General features: G+C 37.6%; 13 protein-coding genes and 1 pseudogene. 11 read left to right on the top strand and 3 right to left on the bottom strand.

Annotation, left to right across the window (positions count from 1 at the left end; translation table 11 throughout):
• The first annotated feature begins 105 nt into the window (after positions 1 to 105).
• The 10 genes and pseudogenes from JCM12304_RS15235 to JCM12304_RS15190 form a co-directional block, all read left to right on the top strand.
• Positions 106 to 1,050 (top strand): DNA-directed RNA polymerase subunit alpha, encoded by a 945-nt coding sequence (locus JCM12304_RS15235; RefSeq protein ID WP_019375509.1) that lies wholly within the window; start codon positions 106 to 108, stop codon positions 1,048 to 1,050.
• 138 nt (positions 1,051 to 1,188) lie between these two features.
• Complete coding sequence (rplQ, locus tag JCM12304_RS15230) at positions 1,189 to 1,542, top strand: 50S ribosomal protein L17 (protein ID WP_040953956.1); 354 nt, start codon at positions 1,189 to 1,191, stop codon at positions 1,540 to 1,542.
• A 417-nt stretch (positions 1,543 to 1,959) separates the two neighbouring features.
• A complete protein-coding gene (locus JCM12304_RS15225) occupies positions 1,960 to 2,799 on the top strand; it encodes an energy-coupling factor ABC transporter ATP-binding protein (protein WP_060681359.1) in 840 nt (279 codons plus the stop codon).
• Complete coding sequence (locus JCM12304_RS15220; RefSeq protein WP_060681357.1) at positions 2,775 to 3,647, top strand: energy-coupling factor ABC transporter ATP-binding protein; 873 nt, start codon at positions 2,775 to 2,777, stop codon at positions 3,645 to 3,647. The genes JCM12304_RS15225 and JCM12304_RS15220 overlap by 25 nt, the downstream gene beginning before the upstream one ends.
• Complete coding sequence (locus JCM12304_RS15215) at positions 3,640 to 4,440, top strand: energy-coupling factor transporter transmembrane component T family protein (protein WP_060681355.1); 801 nt, start codon at positions 3,640 to 3,642, stop codon at positions 4,438 to 4,440. Before JCM12304_RS15220 ends, JCM12304_RS15215 begins: the two co-directional genes overlap by 8 nt.
• A 26-nt stretch (positions 4,441 to 4,466) precedes the next feature.
• A complete protein-coding gene (gene truA, locus JCM12304_RS15210; RefSeq protein WP_019375504.1) occupies positions 4,467 to 5,219 on the top strand; it encodes a tRNA pseudouridine(38-40) synthase TruA in 753 nt (250 codons plus the stop codon).
• A 153-nt stretch (positions 5,220 to 5,372) separates the two neighbouring features.
• Positions 5,373 to 5,810, top strand: a complete 438-nt coding sequence (gene rplM / locus JCM12304_RS15205; protein WP_019375503.1) for a 50S ribosomal protein L13 — start codon at positions 5,373 to 5,375, stop codon at positions 5,808 to 5,810.
• 20 nt (positions 5,811 to 5,830) lie between these two features.
• Complete coding sequence (gene rpsI / locus JCM12304_RS15200) at positions 5,831 to 6,223, top strand: 30S ribosomal protein S9 (RefSeq protein ID WP_019375502.1); 393 nt, start codon at positions 5,831 to 5,833, stop codon at positions 6,221 to 6,223.
• 462 nt (positions 6,224 to 6,685) lie between these two features.
• On the top strand, positions 6,686 to 7,066 hold the full coding sequence (locus JCM12304_RS15195) for a hypothetical protein (protein ID WP_172675304.1): 381 nt from the start codon (positions 6,686 to 6,688) through the stop codon (positions 7,064 to 7,066).
• 389 nt (positions 7,067 to 7,455) lie between these two features.
• Positions 7,456 to 8,024: pseudogene (locus tag JCM12304_RS15190) on the top strand (manganese catalase family protein); the annotation flags it as partial.
• A gap of 480 nt (positions 8,025 to 8,504) precedes the next feature.
• On the opposite strand, the gene JCM12304_RS15185 reads toward JCM12304_RS15190, so the two are convergent.
• Genes JCM12304_RS15185 through JCM12304_RS15175 form a run of 3 tightly spaced genes read right to left on the bottom strand, consistent with a single transcriptional unit; the run spans position 8,505 to position 12,175 of the window.
• Complete coding sequence (locus tag JCM12304_RS15185; protein ID WP_060681353.1) at positions 8,505 to 9,617, bottom strand: Ger(x)C family spore germination protein; 1,113 nt, start codon at positions 9,615 to 9,617, stop codon at positions 8,505 to 8,507.
• A complete protein-coding gene (locus tag JCM12304_RS15180) occupies positions 9,604 to 10,707 on the bottom strand; it encodes a GerAB/ArcD/ProY family transporter (protein ID WP_060681351.1) in 1,104 nt (367 codons plus the stop codon). The genes JCM12304_RS15185 and JCM12304_RS15180 overlap by 14 nt, the downstream gene beginning before the upstream one ends.
• A complete protein-coding gene (locus tag JCM12304_RS15175; protein ID WP_060681349.1) occupies positions 10,685 to 12,175 on the bottom strand; it encodes a spore germination protein in 1,491 nt (496 codons plus the stop codon). Before JCM12304_RS15175 ends, JCM12304_RS15180 begins: the two co-directional genes overlap by 23 nt.
• A 695-nt stretch (positions 12,176 to 12,870) precedes the next feature.
• Between JCM12304_RS15175 and JCM12304_RS15170 the strand changes: the two genes are divergently transcribed.
• The gene (locus JCM12304_RS15170; RefSeq protein WP_060681347.1) at positions 12,871 to 14,343 is read left to right on the top strand and encodes an aldehyde dehydrogenase family protein; all 1,473 of its coding nucleotides are present in this window, start codon (positions 12,871 to 12,873) and stop codon (positions 14,341 to 14,343) included.
• Positions 14,344 to 14,662 lie beyond the last annotated feature (319 nt).

Below are 14,662 nucleotides of genomic sequence, written 5' to 3'. Positions count from 1 at the left end.
GCAAAATAGACAATAGTGCAGAAACGCCAACTGCCTATTTGAGGAATTTCGGTTAGACCTATTGTCTAACCGGGGTTTCGACGTTTTAAAGGAGGGTTTTATGGAATGATTGAAATTGAAAAACCAAAAATTGAAACGGTAGAAATCAGCGATGATGCTACATTTGGAAAATTCGTAGTCGAACCGCTCGAACGTGGATATGGTACCACTCTAGGAAACTCCTTGCGTCGTATCCTACTATCCTCACTTCCAGGTGCTGCTGTTACATCAGTCCAAATTGATGGAGCACTACATGAATTCTCTACAATTGATGGTGTTGTTGAAGATGTGACCACGATTATTTTAAGTTTGAAAAAGCTTGCTCTTAAGATTTACTCTGATGAAGAGAAGACCTTGGAGATCGATGTACAGGGAGAAGGAAAAGTTACGGCTGCAGATCTAACTTTTGATAGTGATGTAGAAGTATTGAATCCGGAATTACCTATTGCTACGTTGAACAGCAAAGGAAACTTACAAATGAAAATAACAGCAGAACGTGGCCGTGGTTACCGTTCAGCTGAAGCTAATAAAAGGGATGAGCAACCTATCGGTGTAATCCCAGTTGATTCTATTTTCACACCAGTTTCACGTGTGACCTATCAAGTTGAAAATACGCGTGTAGGACAGGATGCTAACTACGATAAATTAACTTTTGATGTTTGGACAGATGGCAGCATTCGTCCTGAAGAAGCAGTTTCTTTAGGAGCCAAAGTCTTTTCAGAACATCTAAACATCTTTGTAGGTTTAACAGATGAAGCGCAAAAAGCAGAAATCATGGTCGAGAAAGAAGAAGACCAAAAAGAAAAAGTCATGGAAATGACGATTGAAGAACTTGATTTATCTGTTAGATCTTATAATTGTTTGAAACGTGCTGGAATTAATACCGTTCAAGAGCTTGCAAACAAATCTGAAGAAGACATGATGAAGGTTCGGAACTTAGGCCGTAAGTCTCTAGAAGAAGTTAAAGTAAAATTAACTGATCTTGGACTTGGTTTACGTAATGATGACTGATCATTTACAACTCCTTTAGAACAATACTGTAAGTTCATTTCAGTTCCATCTCAGATTTATAAAAATCTGTGTGTTGCTGTTTAAATAACCCGAGATTAATGACAGTTCCTTATACAACAGGAAAGGGAGGGATAGTCCATGGCTAGAAAACTTGGTCGTACAACAGACACTCGTATGGCATTACTTCGCAACCTTGCCTCTGATTTGATTATTCATGAACGGATTGAAACAACAGAAGCAAAAGCGAAAGAACTTAAATCTGTAGTAGAAAAAATGATTACGCTTGGTAAACGTGGTGATCTTCATGCACGTCGGCAGGCTGCAGCATTTTTATACAATCAGGAAGCAAATGAAAACGAAAATGTAATTCAAAAACTTTTTGATGATGTTGCTGCACGTTATGAAGACCGTCAAGGTGGATACACACGTGTTCTTAAACTAGGTGCTCGTCAAGGTGACGGAGCTCCGATGGCAATTATCGAGCTAGTTTAATGTAACGTTATACGTCAAGGGCAGGACTGAATCTCTTCCATGAGGTGAATCCAAGCCCTTTTTTTGTATAGTAATATTGATAAATGTAGCTCTAAGGTATATAGCGGCGTTCTGAGGAGCGAAGCTGGTTCTGAAGGGGGGTAAGATGTCCCCCGACGGATAAATCGCTTCTGAGGCAGATAAGAGCTGCAGGGGCAGGTAAATCGGTTCTCTGGCGGATAACTACCCTCCTACGGCTGATATATCAAGTCTCCGGCGGATAACCAGCCTCTATGGCAGAATACGATTCTCCGGCAGGATCAACTGGGGAACCCTATAATTCCACTTAGTGACTATGTACATCATAGAAGTCTATCTATATTATAAAACTATGTTAGTTTATTATAAGTCAAGATCCAGGGAGAGAGAGGGAGTACGATGAGTAGGAAGTTAATTGAGTTTAGAGATGTATCATTTCGATATGGAGAAGAGCAACCCTGGGTGTTGAGAAATTGCTCATTTGAAATTTATGAAGGTGAATGGGTAGCCATCATTGGTCATAACGGTTCCGGCAAGTCAACAATAGCTAAATTAATAAATGGCCTTTTATTTCCGCAAAAAGGTGAAATTTTGATAGATGGCCAGCAAGTGAATGAGGAAACAATTTGGGATATTCGCAAAGAGGTTGGTATGGTCTTTCAAAATCCTGATAATCAATTTGTTGGTACGACTGTACAGGACGATGTAGCCTTTGGGATGGAAAATAGAGGAACACCAAGAGAAGAGATGGTAACACGTATAGAAGAAACGCTATCTGCCGTAGGTATGGAAGACTACCGGTTTACTGAACCACATCGGCTTTCCGGTGGGCAAAAGCAACGGGTGGCTATCGCCAGCGTGCTAGCTATTTCTCCAAAAGTCCTCATTTTGGATGAGGCCACTGCCATGCTTGATCCAAAAGGCAGGACTGAAATTATGCGGACGGTCTCCAATGTTCAAAACAAAGAAGACCTTTCACTAATTACAATAACTCATGATCTGCAGGAAGTAGTACAAGCTGATCGTGTTATTGTTATGAATAAAGGTGAGATCTGGGATCGTGCTACACCTAGAGAGATATTTTCCAAGAAAGATTCTTTAAGAGAGATAGGTCTTGATGTTCCATTCGTTGCTATTTTGGCTGATGAATTGAAGGAGACAGGAATTAACCTTACAAAAGAACCATTAAATCACGAAGAATTGCTGGAGGACTTATGGATATTACATTCACAAACGTAAGCTATATATACCAACGCAATACTCCTTTTGCTCATCAAGCAATCAAAGATCTTAATTTTCATATTCCCTCAGGGTCTTTTGTAGCAATAGTAGGGCATACGGGTTCAGGTAAATCTACGTTACTACAACATTTGAATGGCCTGGTAACCCCAAGCGAGGGAGAAGTAAAAATAGGAGAATATAAACTAACTCCAAAGGAAAAACCAACTAACCTCAAAGAACTTCGAAGCCGGGTAGGAGTAGTATTTCAGTATCCTGAACATCAGCTATTTGAAGAAACAGTAGCAAAGGACATCGCTTTTGGACCTGAGAATTTTGGTGTACCCAAAGAAACAATAAATGAGCGTATAAAAAGGGTTATACCCGCAGTTGGTCTTTCGGAAGATATGCTTGAGCGGTCGCCCTTCGATCTTAGTGGAGGGCAGATGCGCAGAGTAGCCATTGCTGGAGTCTTGGCCATTAACCCAGATGTATTAGTGCTCGATGAGCCTACTGCAGGTCTGGATCCACGTGGACAAAAAGAAATAATGGAAATGTTTAATACGATGCATAAAGAACAAGGTCTTACAACAATCCTTGTTACTCATAGCATGGAGGATGCGCTAAAATACGCGGATCATGTAATTATCTTAAATAAGGGAACGAAATATATGGAAGGATCTCCAGAAGAGGTATTTACACAGAAGGATGCACTAAAACAAGTACAGCTGGATGTGCCGGAAGTAATTCAATTACTCAATGCCTTTGAAGACAAGTTTTCTATCTCTATTCCATTTCATGGACAAACCGTACAGGAGATAGCGGAAACGATTCATTCCATCGTTAAGGACGGTGTTAGTAATGAATAATTCCTTAATTATCGGGCAATATGTCCCCGGTAATTCTCTTATACACCGGTTAGATCCGCGTACAAAAATAACAGTTATTTTTTTCTTTGTCTTTATTGTTTTTTTTGCTAATAATGTAGTGAGTTATTCCATTCTTACCTTGTTCGCTATCGCATGTATAGTCACCTCCAGAGTGCCAATCCGATTTATTGCGAAAGGGTTAACACCAGTATGGTTCCTAATTATTTTCACGTTTATTTTGCATTTGATTGTTACAAAGGAAGGTACTGTTTTATTAGAGATTTTAGGTTTTAAGATTTATTCTGGAGGAGTCATTCAAGGGTTCGCAATTTCCATGCGTTTCTTTCTACTAATTCTGGTTACCTCTCTATTAACATTGACAACAACGCCTATAGAAATAACAGATGCAATAGAAGAAATGCTACATCCATTAAAGAAATTAAAATTCCCTGTTCATGAGCTCGCTTTAATGATGTCTATCTCTTTAAGGTTTATACCTACACTCATGCAGGAAACAGAGAAAATTTCCAAGGCTCAGGCATCGCGTGGTGTGGATTTTAAGACAGGGCCTATTAAGGAAAGAATAAAAGCAATCGTGCCCTTATTGATACCTTTGTTCATCAGTGCCTTCAAACGCGCAGAGGAGCTTGCGATGGCTATGGAAGCAAGAGGCTATCAAGGGGGAGAGGGCAGGACGAAATTACGTGAGTTAAAGATAGAAAAAAGAGATATGTTGATTTTTGTTTTATTTGTGTTTGTAATTGCCGGTTTATTCTATTTTAGAAGCTGGTAAGAAGTTAACAGAAAGGTCGGAAGCAAATGGCTAGATTGAAATGCAAAATTACTTACGATGGTTCCCAATTTGCGGGTTTTCAGATCCAGCCGAGGAAGAGAACGATTCAAGGTGAATTGGAGAAGGCTTTAACTAAAATGCATAAAGGATTACCTATCCGTATTCAGGCTTCAGGAAGAACGGATACAGGTGTTCATGCGAAAGGTCAAGTGATTCACTTTGACTCAGACTACGATATCCCAACAGTTAACTGGCAAAAGGCATTAAACACCTTATTACCAGATGATTTGTATGTTAAAGAAGTAGAAATGGTTCCAGATACGTTTCACGCTCGTTATGATGTAACGGAGAAGGAATATCATTATTATGTATTAAACATAAAGGAACCAGATGTATTTAAGCGAAACTATGCCTATCACTTCCCATATAAGTTAGATGTTGTGGAAATGCAGCGAGCCTGTGAATATTTAGAAGGGTTTCATGACTTTACTACCTTTTCCTCAGCTAAGGCTACTACAAAGGGAAGTAAAGAACGAATGATGTTTCAGGTAAGTTGTGAAAAACGAGGAAATGAAATCGAATTTATTTTTCGGGGAAGCGGATTTTTATACAATATGGTGCGAATTATCGTAGGTGTATTATTGGATATTGGCCAAGGTAGAAGAAGTCCGGAAGATATTGAAAAATTGTTAGAAAAGAAGGATAGACAGCTTGTGGGAGAAACCGTTCCACCCCAAGGTTTATATTTATGGCAGGTAACCTATAATAACAGTAAATAATCTGTCTCAGCCCTTGACAAATAGCCTCAGTTTGGTATATTATGATTTATGGCATTTTATTTCTAAACCATGATTAGCCCCGGAACTAATTATGTTGAAATATAGGAATAACGAAACGAATATTAAAGATTTTATTGATGGAGGGAATCAATCATGCGCACAACTTTCATGGCGAATGAAAATAATATTGAACGCAAATGGCTCGTTGTGGATGCTGAAGGTCAACGTCTTGGTCGTTTAGCAAGTGAGGTTGCCGCAATCCTTCGTGGAAAGCACAAGCCAACTTACACTCCACACGCAGACACAGGTGATCACGTGATCATCATTAATGCGGAGAAGATCGAATTAACAGGAAACAAATTACAAGACAAAATGTACTATCGTCATTCAGGTTACACTGGTGGCTTAAGAGAGCGTAATGCAAACGAAATGCGTTCAAAATATACAGAAGAAATGCTTGAGACTGCAGTTAAAGGCATGCTTCCTAAAGGACCACTTGGTCGTAAAATGAGCAAGAAATTACATGTATTCAGAGGATCTGAACACAATCATCAAGCACAAAAACCAGAAGTTTACGAACTTCGCGGATAATTAAAGAGGAGGTTAATCAATTGGCACAAGTACAATACTATGGCACAGGCCGTCGTAAGAAGTCAACTGCACGTGTACGTTTAGTACCTGGTACAGGAAACATTACAATCAATGGTCGTGATGCTAGAGACTATTTCCCATATGAAACACAACTTTTAATTCTTAACCAACCACTTGCAGCAACTGAAACTGAAGGAACTTATGATGTTTTAGTTAACGTTCATGGTGGAGGATTCACAGGACAAGCTGGAGCTATCCGTCACGGTATCGCCCGTGCACTTCTAGAAGCTGATCCAGAATACCGTGCTTCTCTAAAACCAGAAGGATATCTAACTCGTGATGCCCGCATGAAAGAACGTAAGAAATACGGTCTTAAAGGCGCTCGTCGTGCACCACAGTTCTCAAAACGTTAATAAATCAACACTTGCAAATCCCCCAACCATGTGTGGTTGGGGGATTTTACTGTATATGCGGTGCTTTAAAAACAGGGGAAAATTCACACGTAGCATACACGTAACATACAAGTAGCAGACAAATAATTTAGAGAAAAAGAGGCTGTGATTTTGAAATTAAGTTTGATGCAATTACATTGATAAGATGGATTGGGATAGCGCAACAAACAGGCCATTTTGTTGAATAAACAACTTTTTGTCACGTGATTTTTGATTCCATCACGAGTGATTTCTTAAAAGTTAACAACTATTTGTTGAATGATCTGCATTTTTCAACGAAAGGATGAGCTTCTAACCGTTAAAAGTAAACATATTCAGCTTGTGGTGCATATACTGGATTGGTCCTTTATATAGGGTAGTAAATAAGGTATCTAATTCTTTATTCTTCTGAACATAAACTTTAAATTTAGGGGGAGATTAGTATTGCAAACTGCACAGAAAACAATGGTTAATATTCCATTCCCATCAGTATGGGGTATCCATGCTGCTATAGCTGGTAAACCAATCGTTTGGGGCGTACTCAACATTAACTCTATTACAGATAACAGGGTAATTGGTACGGTTAATTTTCGTGGTACACCTATTCCAATTAATGGATCTTGGGATGAAAACACCAAACAAATAAGATTTGGTTCACCTTATGCCACATTTTCTGGAAACTTAGCCATATTTGATGAACCCCAGATTAGAATTCGACATTTTATTTTAAATGGGAGGCTTATTATGAAACCCCCTTCTTTACAAGCAGGCGAATACGGAACATGGGTTGCTACAACTTATAGAGCTCTTACCGGATATCCCTAATTAGTGGTACCTTGCCCCCTGTTGGAGTCTTTTTAACATAGAATATACTTAGTCAGCTACAGCAGAATAATGTAAGATTTTAGGTTTAAATGGAAGAAATGTAAAACGAACCTCCTTTTTTGTTTTTCGATACATCTCCAACATTAAATTTCCTGTGACAAAACAAACTAATTACAAAATTATTTGAGGTGTCTCATGAGAAAAGGTCAATCTAAACAATTCCTCGTATTCCAAACGTATACTTGCTACATAGTTTGTACATGCTAAGGGAAAAACTAAGGAGGAATTTTAGTTGGAGTGGATTTTTTTCTATACCTGTTAAATACGTTCTTTATCTTATTCATAGCAATTTGGGAAGTTCGTCGGCCAGCCAAAGCTTTGAATTGGATGATGGGATGGGAAGACCGTGGAATGGAACTTTTGTCAATAACAGTGGTACGCTCGTTGAGGACCTTCTCGCCAACTATTTATTGGAAATCGGTGCAAGAAACCATAAAATGCGTGTTTATGAAATGACTACCCACCCTACCGCGCTGGAAATGTTCGAGGCGGAACGCACATTATTGCCTATGCGAAAGCAATCGAAGTAGCTACGGGGGCAGAGGTAGGCAAGATGCTTCCTGTTCCAAGTTTGGATAATAATTGATGCTATTAAATTGGTTCCTAGTTTATCATAATTCTTTAACCGTATAAGGACTGTGTTGATCACGCCAAAAAATTTATGGATCAAGGATTGTACAATGTATTGTATACATGGGGAGAAGAGGACTATCGGGATATCAACCAAATTATTTGGAAAGGGGCTAACCCTGAAACTGGCGAAACACTGAGAGTAATTGATGGAATGCCTAAGGGTGCGCCTGTGCCCGACTTCCCAGAACTTCCAGAGCAATTTGCCGCAGGGATTGATCGTGATGATTATCATCGGATTTTAAAACGTTTAAAAAGTAATATGTAATCTACAAAAAGAGCTAGGAGGAAATCCTCTTAGCTCTTTTCCGTTATGTTAAAGGTAAAGTGGGAAACCTGCTAACCTTCAATCATTAATCCTTCGACTTCTTGGAAACCTACTTTTTCGAAGATTTGTTTTACATGTTCATTTGTTGCCACAAAATTTAGTCTTCACGGAAGCGCAAGGATATCCAATCGTCTTTTGTAATGGGTTGTAAATGCAGGATATTTAAATTTCCTTTTATTGATTGGGTGTATATCCTTTAGCTCATTATTTTATAAATACTTTTTACATCTTAATTAATAGATAATTATAAAGTTCTACTTAATTTAATCGCAATACATAAAAAACTCATTTAATTTAACTTGGGAAATTAATTCTAAGGAGAGAATTTCATGAAAGACACGTAGGACATGAAATTAGAGATTATCTAATAGGTTATAGCACGAAAAGACCTTTCCATCAGGAAAGGCCTTTAAACAGTGATCACAAAATGATTCCACTACTTCTAACATTGACTTTTACCTTTGGATTTACAAGGATATGCTCATAATAATTTTCTCCCTTTATTTCTTTCCATATAGATGGATGAAAGGCAATGAGTTCTCTGCCTAATCCAAGTATGTCACTTTGATTCGCTGCAAGTTTTTTGAACAGAGCATCCGCTTTTTCAGTGAGAATCTCTGATAATCGGTTTTCTAAAAAATTTATCATTTCCTGCTTATCTAAATGGTTTGGAGGATAGTCAACAATCTCCACGTCCAATTGCAGCATAATATCAGCATGTACCTTTTCTTCTTTTTCCAGCTTAAGTTTTCTTGATACGCTTTTTACATTATAGCTGACGGATCCGTCAGCTTTTTTATCTAACTGTTCTGTTAAGAGTGCTTTTTTGGATTGTGCTTCCATAAATAATAATAGCAAAGTACTTTCATCAGGGGAAAGAAACTGTCCGGTAAAGCTATGGTCATGAAAAAGAGCAGCACCATTTATTTTAACTTCATTATCTTCCTCGTCCTTGCTCAGATAAGGGAGCATGAAATCTTTTCCTTCATCAAACAAATAGGTGCGAATCGATCTTAGTGTAATTTCCTGCATCTTCGAATACATTTCACTGCTGTGAATCAATTCGTACAGGTATTCCCCTTTTTCAACTTCATTTTCGGATATATGGGTAATTATCTCATTTGCACTGTTATCTGTCACAGCAATTTTGGCGTTTAAGTCCACCCTTGGATCCCGGTAAAGAGAATCCAGCACATTGTAGATGTCACCTTTGGCGACGTCGATTCCTAAGATTAAAGTTCTTCCTTTTGCTGGATCGTAATAACCAGGTACGCTTTGATCAATTGTCATGCTTGCCTCTTTTATCGAACCTCCTTTTCCAGTTACCAGATCATTCGATATGGATATTTCCCCCCTACTTGACTCACTAATATTCATATCTCTAATAATTGAAGTTGTTTGATAATCACCATTCTCATCCAAGTCAAAACCCGATATATACACAGTACGTGAATTCTTTAGAAGTCTTTCATCCCAGCACCCAGCTAGTAATGGAAGAATAGATAAGATCAAGAAGAGCTCAGTTTTTCTCATAGGTCGATGCCGCCTCTCTTTTAAAAATAATTGTTATTAAAAGCAGTAGGATAGGGATAATAATGCCGAAAATTAAACTTAAATGCTTTAGCCATTTTTCAAGTAAGGTAATCTCCATATAATAAAATATTATCGAAACGATAAGGACGAATGTTCCAGATAGTATCACAGCAAATTTATGTTTGATGCGGATTAATTTACTTATTCCCATACTTGCTGAAAAGGAGTAGCTGATAATAGTAGTAAAAACTATCAGACCCCAGAAAGAAAGAAATATTAAATCTAATCGGCTTAAAATCCTTATTTCTATTGCACTTAGTATATATAGAACCGGTTCCGGCGTGATTTTTATTTCTTCAGGACTAAGCATTACGGTACTTAGAATCACAATATACGTTAAAAAGATGGTTACAAATAATACTGCTAAAAAAACTCCTTTCAGTGCTGAAATAGTTTTAGATTGCTTTATAAAAGCAAAATAAATAAGTAATGTTTCAAGCCCTATGAAGGATATCATTGAATCACTTGTACTTTTAAGAATATTCCATCCACCACTGGAACCAATAGGGAAGAGATAGCGAACATCAATGTATGAATAACCATAAACCAAAAACGTAATGAAGAATAAAAACAGGATGAATATGAATAGAAAAGAAAATAAAGATACTATATCTTTTATATTACAAATACATCCATAAATAAGTAGAAAGAATCCTATCAAAAATATTATCCATACTGGAGTTTCAGGGAGGATCCATCGTTTCAAGGTATCCGCATATATTATGAAGACATAACAAATCACTGTGAGCATGTAAATAATATATATAAAATTTAATACATTTCCAAAAGTTTCTCCCAAAATTACTTTAGAAAAATCAAATAAGGTAAGATTGGGGAAATTCCTGCAAAGTAACCAGATAAGCAGTACAATTAGTTGAATAAAAAATCCAGAAATTAAAATGGAAATCCACCCGTCACTGCCTGCTGCGTCATGTGTTTGATGAGGTAATGATAACAAGCCTACACCAATCATCGTATGCACCAGCAGAAAAAATAAATTTACAGAACTAATACGGCTCTTCACTCTCATCTAGTTTCCACTTCCTTGATCGTTTTTCTTGCTTATAATGAGGAGAATTTTTAGAGTATTTATACATCATCCAAGAAGGAACACGAATGATAGTATCTTTAAAATCCTTTATGTTCAATGGAACAAAAGGCGAAAAGTATGGAACACCGAATGAAGTAAGGCGTGACAAGTGAATTAACACACATAACACTCCAATAACAATACCAAAAAAGCCAAATGTAGCTGCCAATAGCATTAAAGGAAATCCTAATATACGAATCGAGCTGCTCATTTCTAGATTTGGCTGAACAAATGATGAGACTGATGTTAATGCAACAACTATAAGCCCACCATAGGAGACAATTCCTGCCTCAACCATTGCTGTTCCTACAACTAGCCCTCCGACGATCCCAAAGGTCGCGGCGATGGAAGGTGGCAGTCGAATGGACGCTTCTCTAAGCAACTCTAAGGAAAGCTGCATAATCATTAACTCTATAAATGGTTGAAATGGTACATAGCTCAACGAAGACTGCAGCGAATAAACAAGCTCCAAAGGAATTGCTTCATAATGGAATGAAACGAAAGCAATATATAACGCCGGTAGAATAAGTGCAATGATATAGCTGAATAGACGTATAAATCTAAAAAATGAACCTAACCACCAACGGGTAATATAGTCATCCGGTGTTTGAAAGAACGTCATAAATGTTGCTGGCAATATAATTACAGTAGGACTTCCATCTATAATTAAAGCAACCCTTCCGTCCTTTAAATTTGCTGAAGCTCGGTCTGACCGTTCTGTAAGTAAAAGCTGGGGAAATGGAGTAACTGTATGATCTTCAATGCAATCCTGAATATCTCCTGCTGATCGGATGGAATCAAGCGTAATACTTTTTATACGTTGTTCAACCTTTTTTATGATTTCCGGATCTGTCAAGTGATCCAAATAAATTAGTGATACATTCGTTGTTGTTGAGGATCCCAATGTATACTTTTTAACCGTGAAATCGGGTGATTTTGTTACAGTACGGAGTAAAAAAATGTTTTTGTCTAAGCTTTCAACAAAACCTACTTTTGCCCCAAGGATTGTTTTTTCTACGATAGGCTCCGAAACTTCTCTATCGGTTGATGCGTTCGTTTTCAGCAGGAATCCTTCACTATTTCTGCCTTTTTTAATTAGCAGACAATAACCGTCTAATAATCCGTTGATGGCTATTTTGTTACTTTTGGCAGTGCTGATCTCCTGGCTATATAGTTCATTTAAAATGTTGTTGTTTTCCATTTTTATAAGCGGTTTAATTATTTTTGATTCAAGCTTTTCCTGATCAACTAATGAATTGATGTAAAGGATAATATAGATTTGATTATTGCTATGTATTTCGCGGTCTTTTAAATCGCTAGTATGATTTAATTGACTTTTGATATTCTCTATGGAAAGATTTGCCTGATCTATCAAAGACTTTTTGGATTTATTTCTTTTTAATCTCATCCCGCACACCCTTTTTACCGCCATTTCTTGTTAGTAGTATGTGGAATTTGAATACAATTATGCAAATAGAAGATGGAAGATGTTTCAAAGAGAATACAAGGACATCCGTGGGACAAATTACTTGAACACCAACGCTCAGCAGCCCCATAAGCCATATTCCACAAATTGGCCCAATAGTAAAGTTTTGGAGGCTATACTTTATTCCGTTTTTGTCCCATATAGTTTAAGTGAAAATATTCACAAACTTTATATTACATCAGAATTATTGCGTAAATTAAATTCAAACTAAATGCCTTGATTGTCACTTTTGAATTTAATTTGCACTTTTTTAAGTGTTATTTTGCACTATTTGACATAAAAATCTTTCTTCAATTCAAAAGGCAGGTAGATTTTAAGATTTACTGGATTCTGATTACTAAATCGTCTCGTGTAGCTTCAACTTCTGTTGTTATGGTTTCAAGATTATTAATTTTAGGTATTCTTTAAATTTGGGTGAAGGGTCTATGTATTAGCCCAAAGTTCCCTCCAGTAATCTTAATGTAACAACGGTTTTGCGAGTATTGAAATAGTCCTACGGAAGCACAGGGACAGGCGCTTTTTTACGAAATAAAGAAATCCTTGGATTGTGGTGGGATTGATAGGGAAGTTTATTTAATAAGGAATAAATCATGTATGAAGGAAAGGAGAAAAATTATATGAAACTTTATGAAAATCTTAACAAAAATTTTATCTCTGGCGTATGGCGTGATGGCCAAGGGAAAACCACTTATGAAGTGAAAAATCCCTATAATGATGAAGTTCTGCAAGAAATAAAAATGGCTAGTAAAGAAGATATAGATGAGGCTTATAAATCTGCTGAACAGGCTAAAAAGGAATGGGCAAAATTTAATCCGTTCGAACGCTCTTCCATCATGGAAAAAGCAGTGCAGATTATCGATGCGAGAAGAGAAGAGTTGGTTAACCATTTAATTAGGGAAGGTGGCTCATCCCATCTGAAAGCTAATGTCGAAATTGACTTTGTTATTGCAATTACAAGGGAAGCAGCTTCTTTCCCACTAAGAATGAGAGGGGAAATCGTCCCTTCCCTGATCCCAGGAAAGGAAAATAGGATTTACCGTAGTCCTCTAGGGGTAGTCGGTGTAATAGGACCGTTTAACTTTCCAATGTATCTTGCCATGCGTTCGGTTGCACCGGCACTTGCTGTCGGTAACGGGGTCGTACTGAAACCTGATAATCAGACAGCTGTAACTGGCGGAATATTGCTTGCGAAGGTATTTGAAGAAGCTGGATTGCCGAAAGGAGTCTTTAATGTTGTGGTTCCAAACATAGAGGATATCGGCGATGCATTTGTGGAACATCCAATTCCACGGTTAATTTCATTTACAGGGTCTACTCCGGTAGGACGTCATATCGGTGAAATTTGTGGAAGAAATATTAAAAAAGTTGCTCTTGAGTTAGGGGGGAACAACCCATTCATAGTGCTGGAAGATGCGAAAGTGGAAAATGCGGTAAACTCGGCATTATTCGGTAAGTTTATGCATAATGGACAAATATGTATGGCCATCAATCGAATTATTGTTCATAAGGATATATATAAGGAGTTTGTTGAGAAATTTGTTGAAAAGGCGAAAAAGATTAAAGTGGGCAATCCAAGCGAGAAGGATAATCTAATCGGTCCTTTGATAAATCGGCAGGCAATTGATCGGATACTCGAACAAATCGAATCAGCTAAAAAGCAAGGGGCAGAAGTTGTGTTGGAAGGAAAAGTAGAAGGGAACGTCATGCATCCTTATATACTAACAGGTTCGAATGATGTTGCAACTGCTCAGAACGAAATGTTTGGGCCGGTGGCAACTATTATTTCTGCTGAAAGTGATGAAGATGCAATTCGCATTGCAAATGACACCCCATTTGGTCTAAGCGGGGCGGTTCACGCAGGTTCCCCGGAAAGAGGTGTGGAGGTGGCCAAACAGATAACCTCTGGTATGGTTCATGTGAATGACCAAAGCGTTAATGATGAGCCATTGATTGCATTCGGAGGGGAGAAAGCATCTGGATTGGGCCGATTTGGAGGGAAATGGTCACTTGAAGAGTTTACAACTGTCCAATGGATTTCTGTCCAAACTGAAGAAAGGGAAAATCCTTTCCATACAGATTATTTGGAGTGAAAATCATTTATAATAAAAAAACGCCTTTTCGCATAAACAAAAGGGCAGACACAAAAAGTGATTATAAAATTATGGAGTTAAAGGAACTGATTAAGCCAACCTCTTCTTGTTTTATGTATATATAAGTAGGCGTCAAATAATCCCGGTTCTAAGTCAAATGACGTTGGTATTGAATTTTAGTCGATTTTAAAATGCATTTATTCATCGCACTCTGGGGAGGTTAAGCTACCCTAGAGTGTGATTTATTTTCATCAGATATAATAGCTTCTTTGCCACAGGTTTAAATTTGAAATGTAATCGTATTCGGTTCTTGTAATGA

Source organism: Virgibacillus halodenitrificans JCM 12304 (assembly GCF_001310895.1).
Taxonomy (GTDB): domain Bacteria; phylum Bacillota; class Bacilli; order Bacillales; family Amphibacillaceae; genus Virgibacillus_Q; species Virgibacillus_Q halodenitrificans.
The sequence above is the reverse complement of the archived record's forward strand: the minus strand, read 5'-3'. Positions and strand labels throughout refer to the sequence as shown.

What these genes read in the sequence shown, in the direction of transcription:
- JCM12304_RS15215 (WP_060681355.1), top strand. Translation starts at nt 3,640, where the DNA reads ATGAATAATTCCTTAATTATCGGGCAATATGTCCCCGGTAATTCTCTT.
- JCM12304_RS15170 (WP_060681347.1), top strand. Translation starts at nt 12,871, where the DNA reads ATGAAACTTTATGAAAATCTTAACAAAAATTTTATCTCTGGCGTATGG.
- JCM12304_RS15175 (WP_060681349.1), bottom strand. Translation starts at nt 12,175, where the DNA reads ATGAGATTAAAAAGAAATAAATCCAAAAAGTCTTTGATAGATCAGGCA.
- JCM12304_RS15185 (WP_060681353.1), bottom strand. Translation starts at nt 9,617, where the DNA reads ATGAGAAAAACTGAGCTCTTCTTGATCTTATCTATTCTTCCATTACTA.
- rplM (WP_019375503.1), top strand. Translation starts at nt 5,373, where the DNA reads ATGCGCACAACTTTCATGGCGAATGAAAATAATATTGAACGCAAATGG.
- JCM12304_RS15235 (WP_019375509.1), top strand. Translation starts at nt 106, where the DNA reads ATGATTGAAATTGAAAAACCAAAAATTGAAACGGTAGAAATCAGCGAT.
- truA (WP_019375504.1), top strand. Translation starts at nt 4,467, where the DNA reads ATGGCTAGATTGAAATGCAAAATTACTTACGATGGTTCCCAATTTGCG.
- rplQ (WP_040953956.1), top strand. Translation starts at nt 1,189, where the DNA reads ATGGCTAGAAAACTTGGTCGTACAACAGACACTCGTATGGCATTACTT.
- JCM12304_RS15220 (WP_060681357.1), top strand. Translation starts at nt 2,775, where the DNA reads ATGGATATTACATTCACAAACGTAAGCTATATATACCAACGCAATACT.
- JCM12304_RS15180 (WP_060681351.1), bottom strand. Translation starts at nt 10,707, where the DNA reads ATGAGAGTGAAGAGCCGTATTAGTTCTGTAAATTTATTTTTTCTGCTG.
- JCM12304_RS15225 (WP_060681359.1), top strand. Translation starts at nt 1,960, where the DNA reads ATGAGTAGGAAGTTAATTGAGTTTAGAGATGTATCATTTCGATATGGA.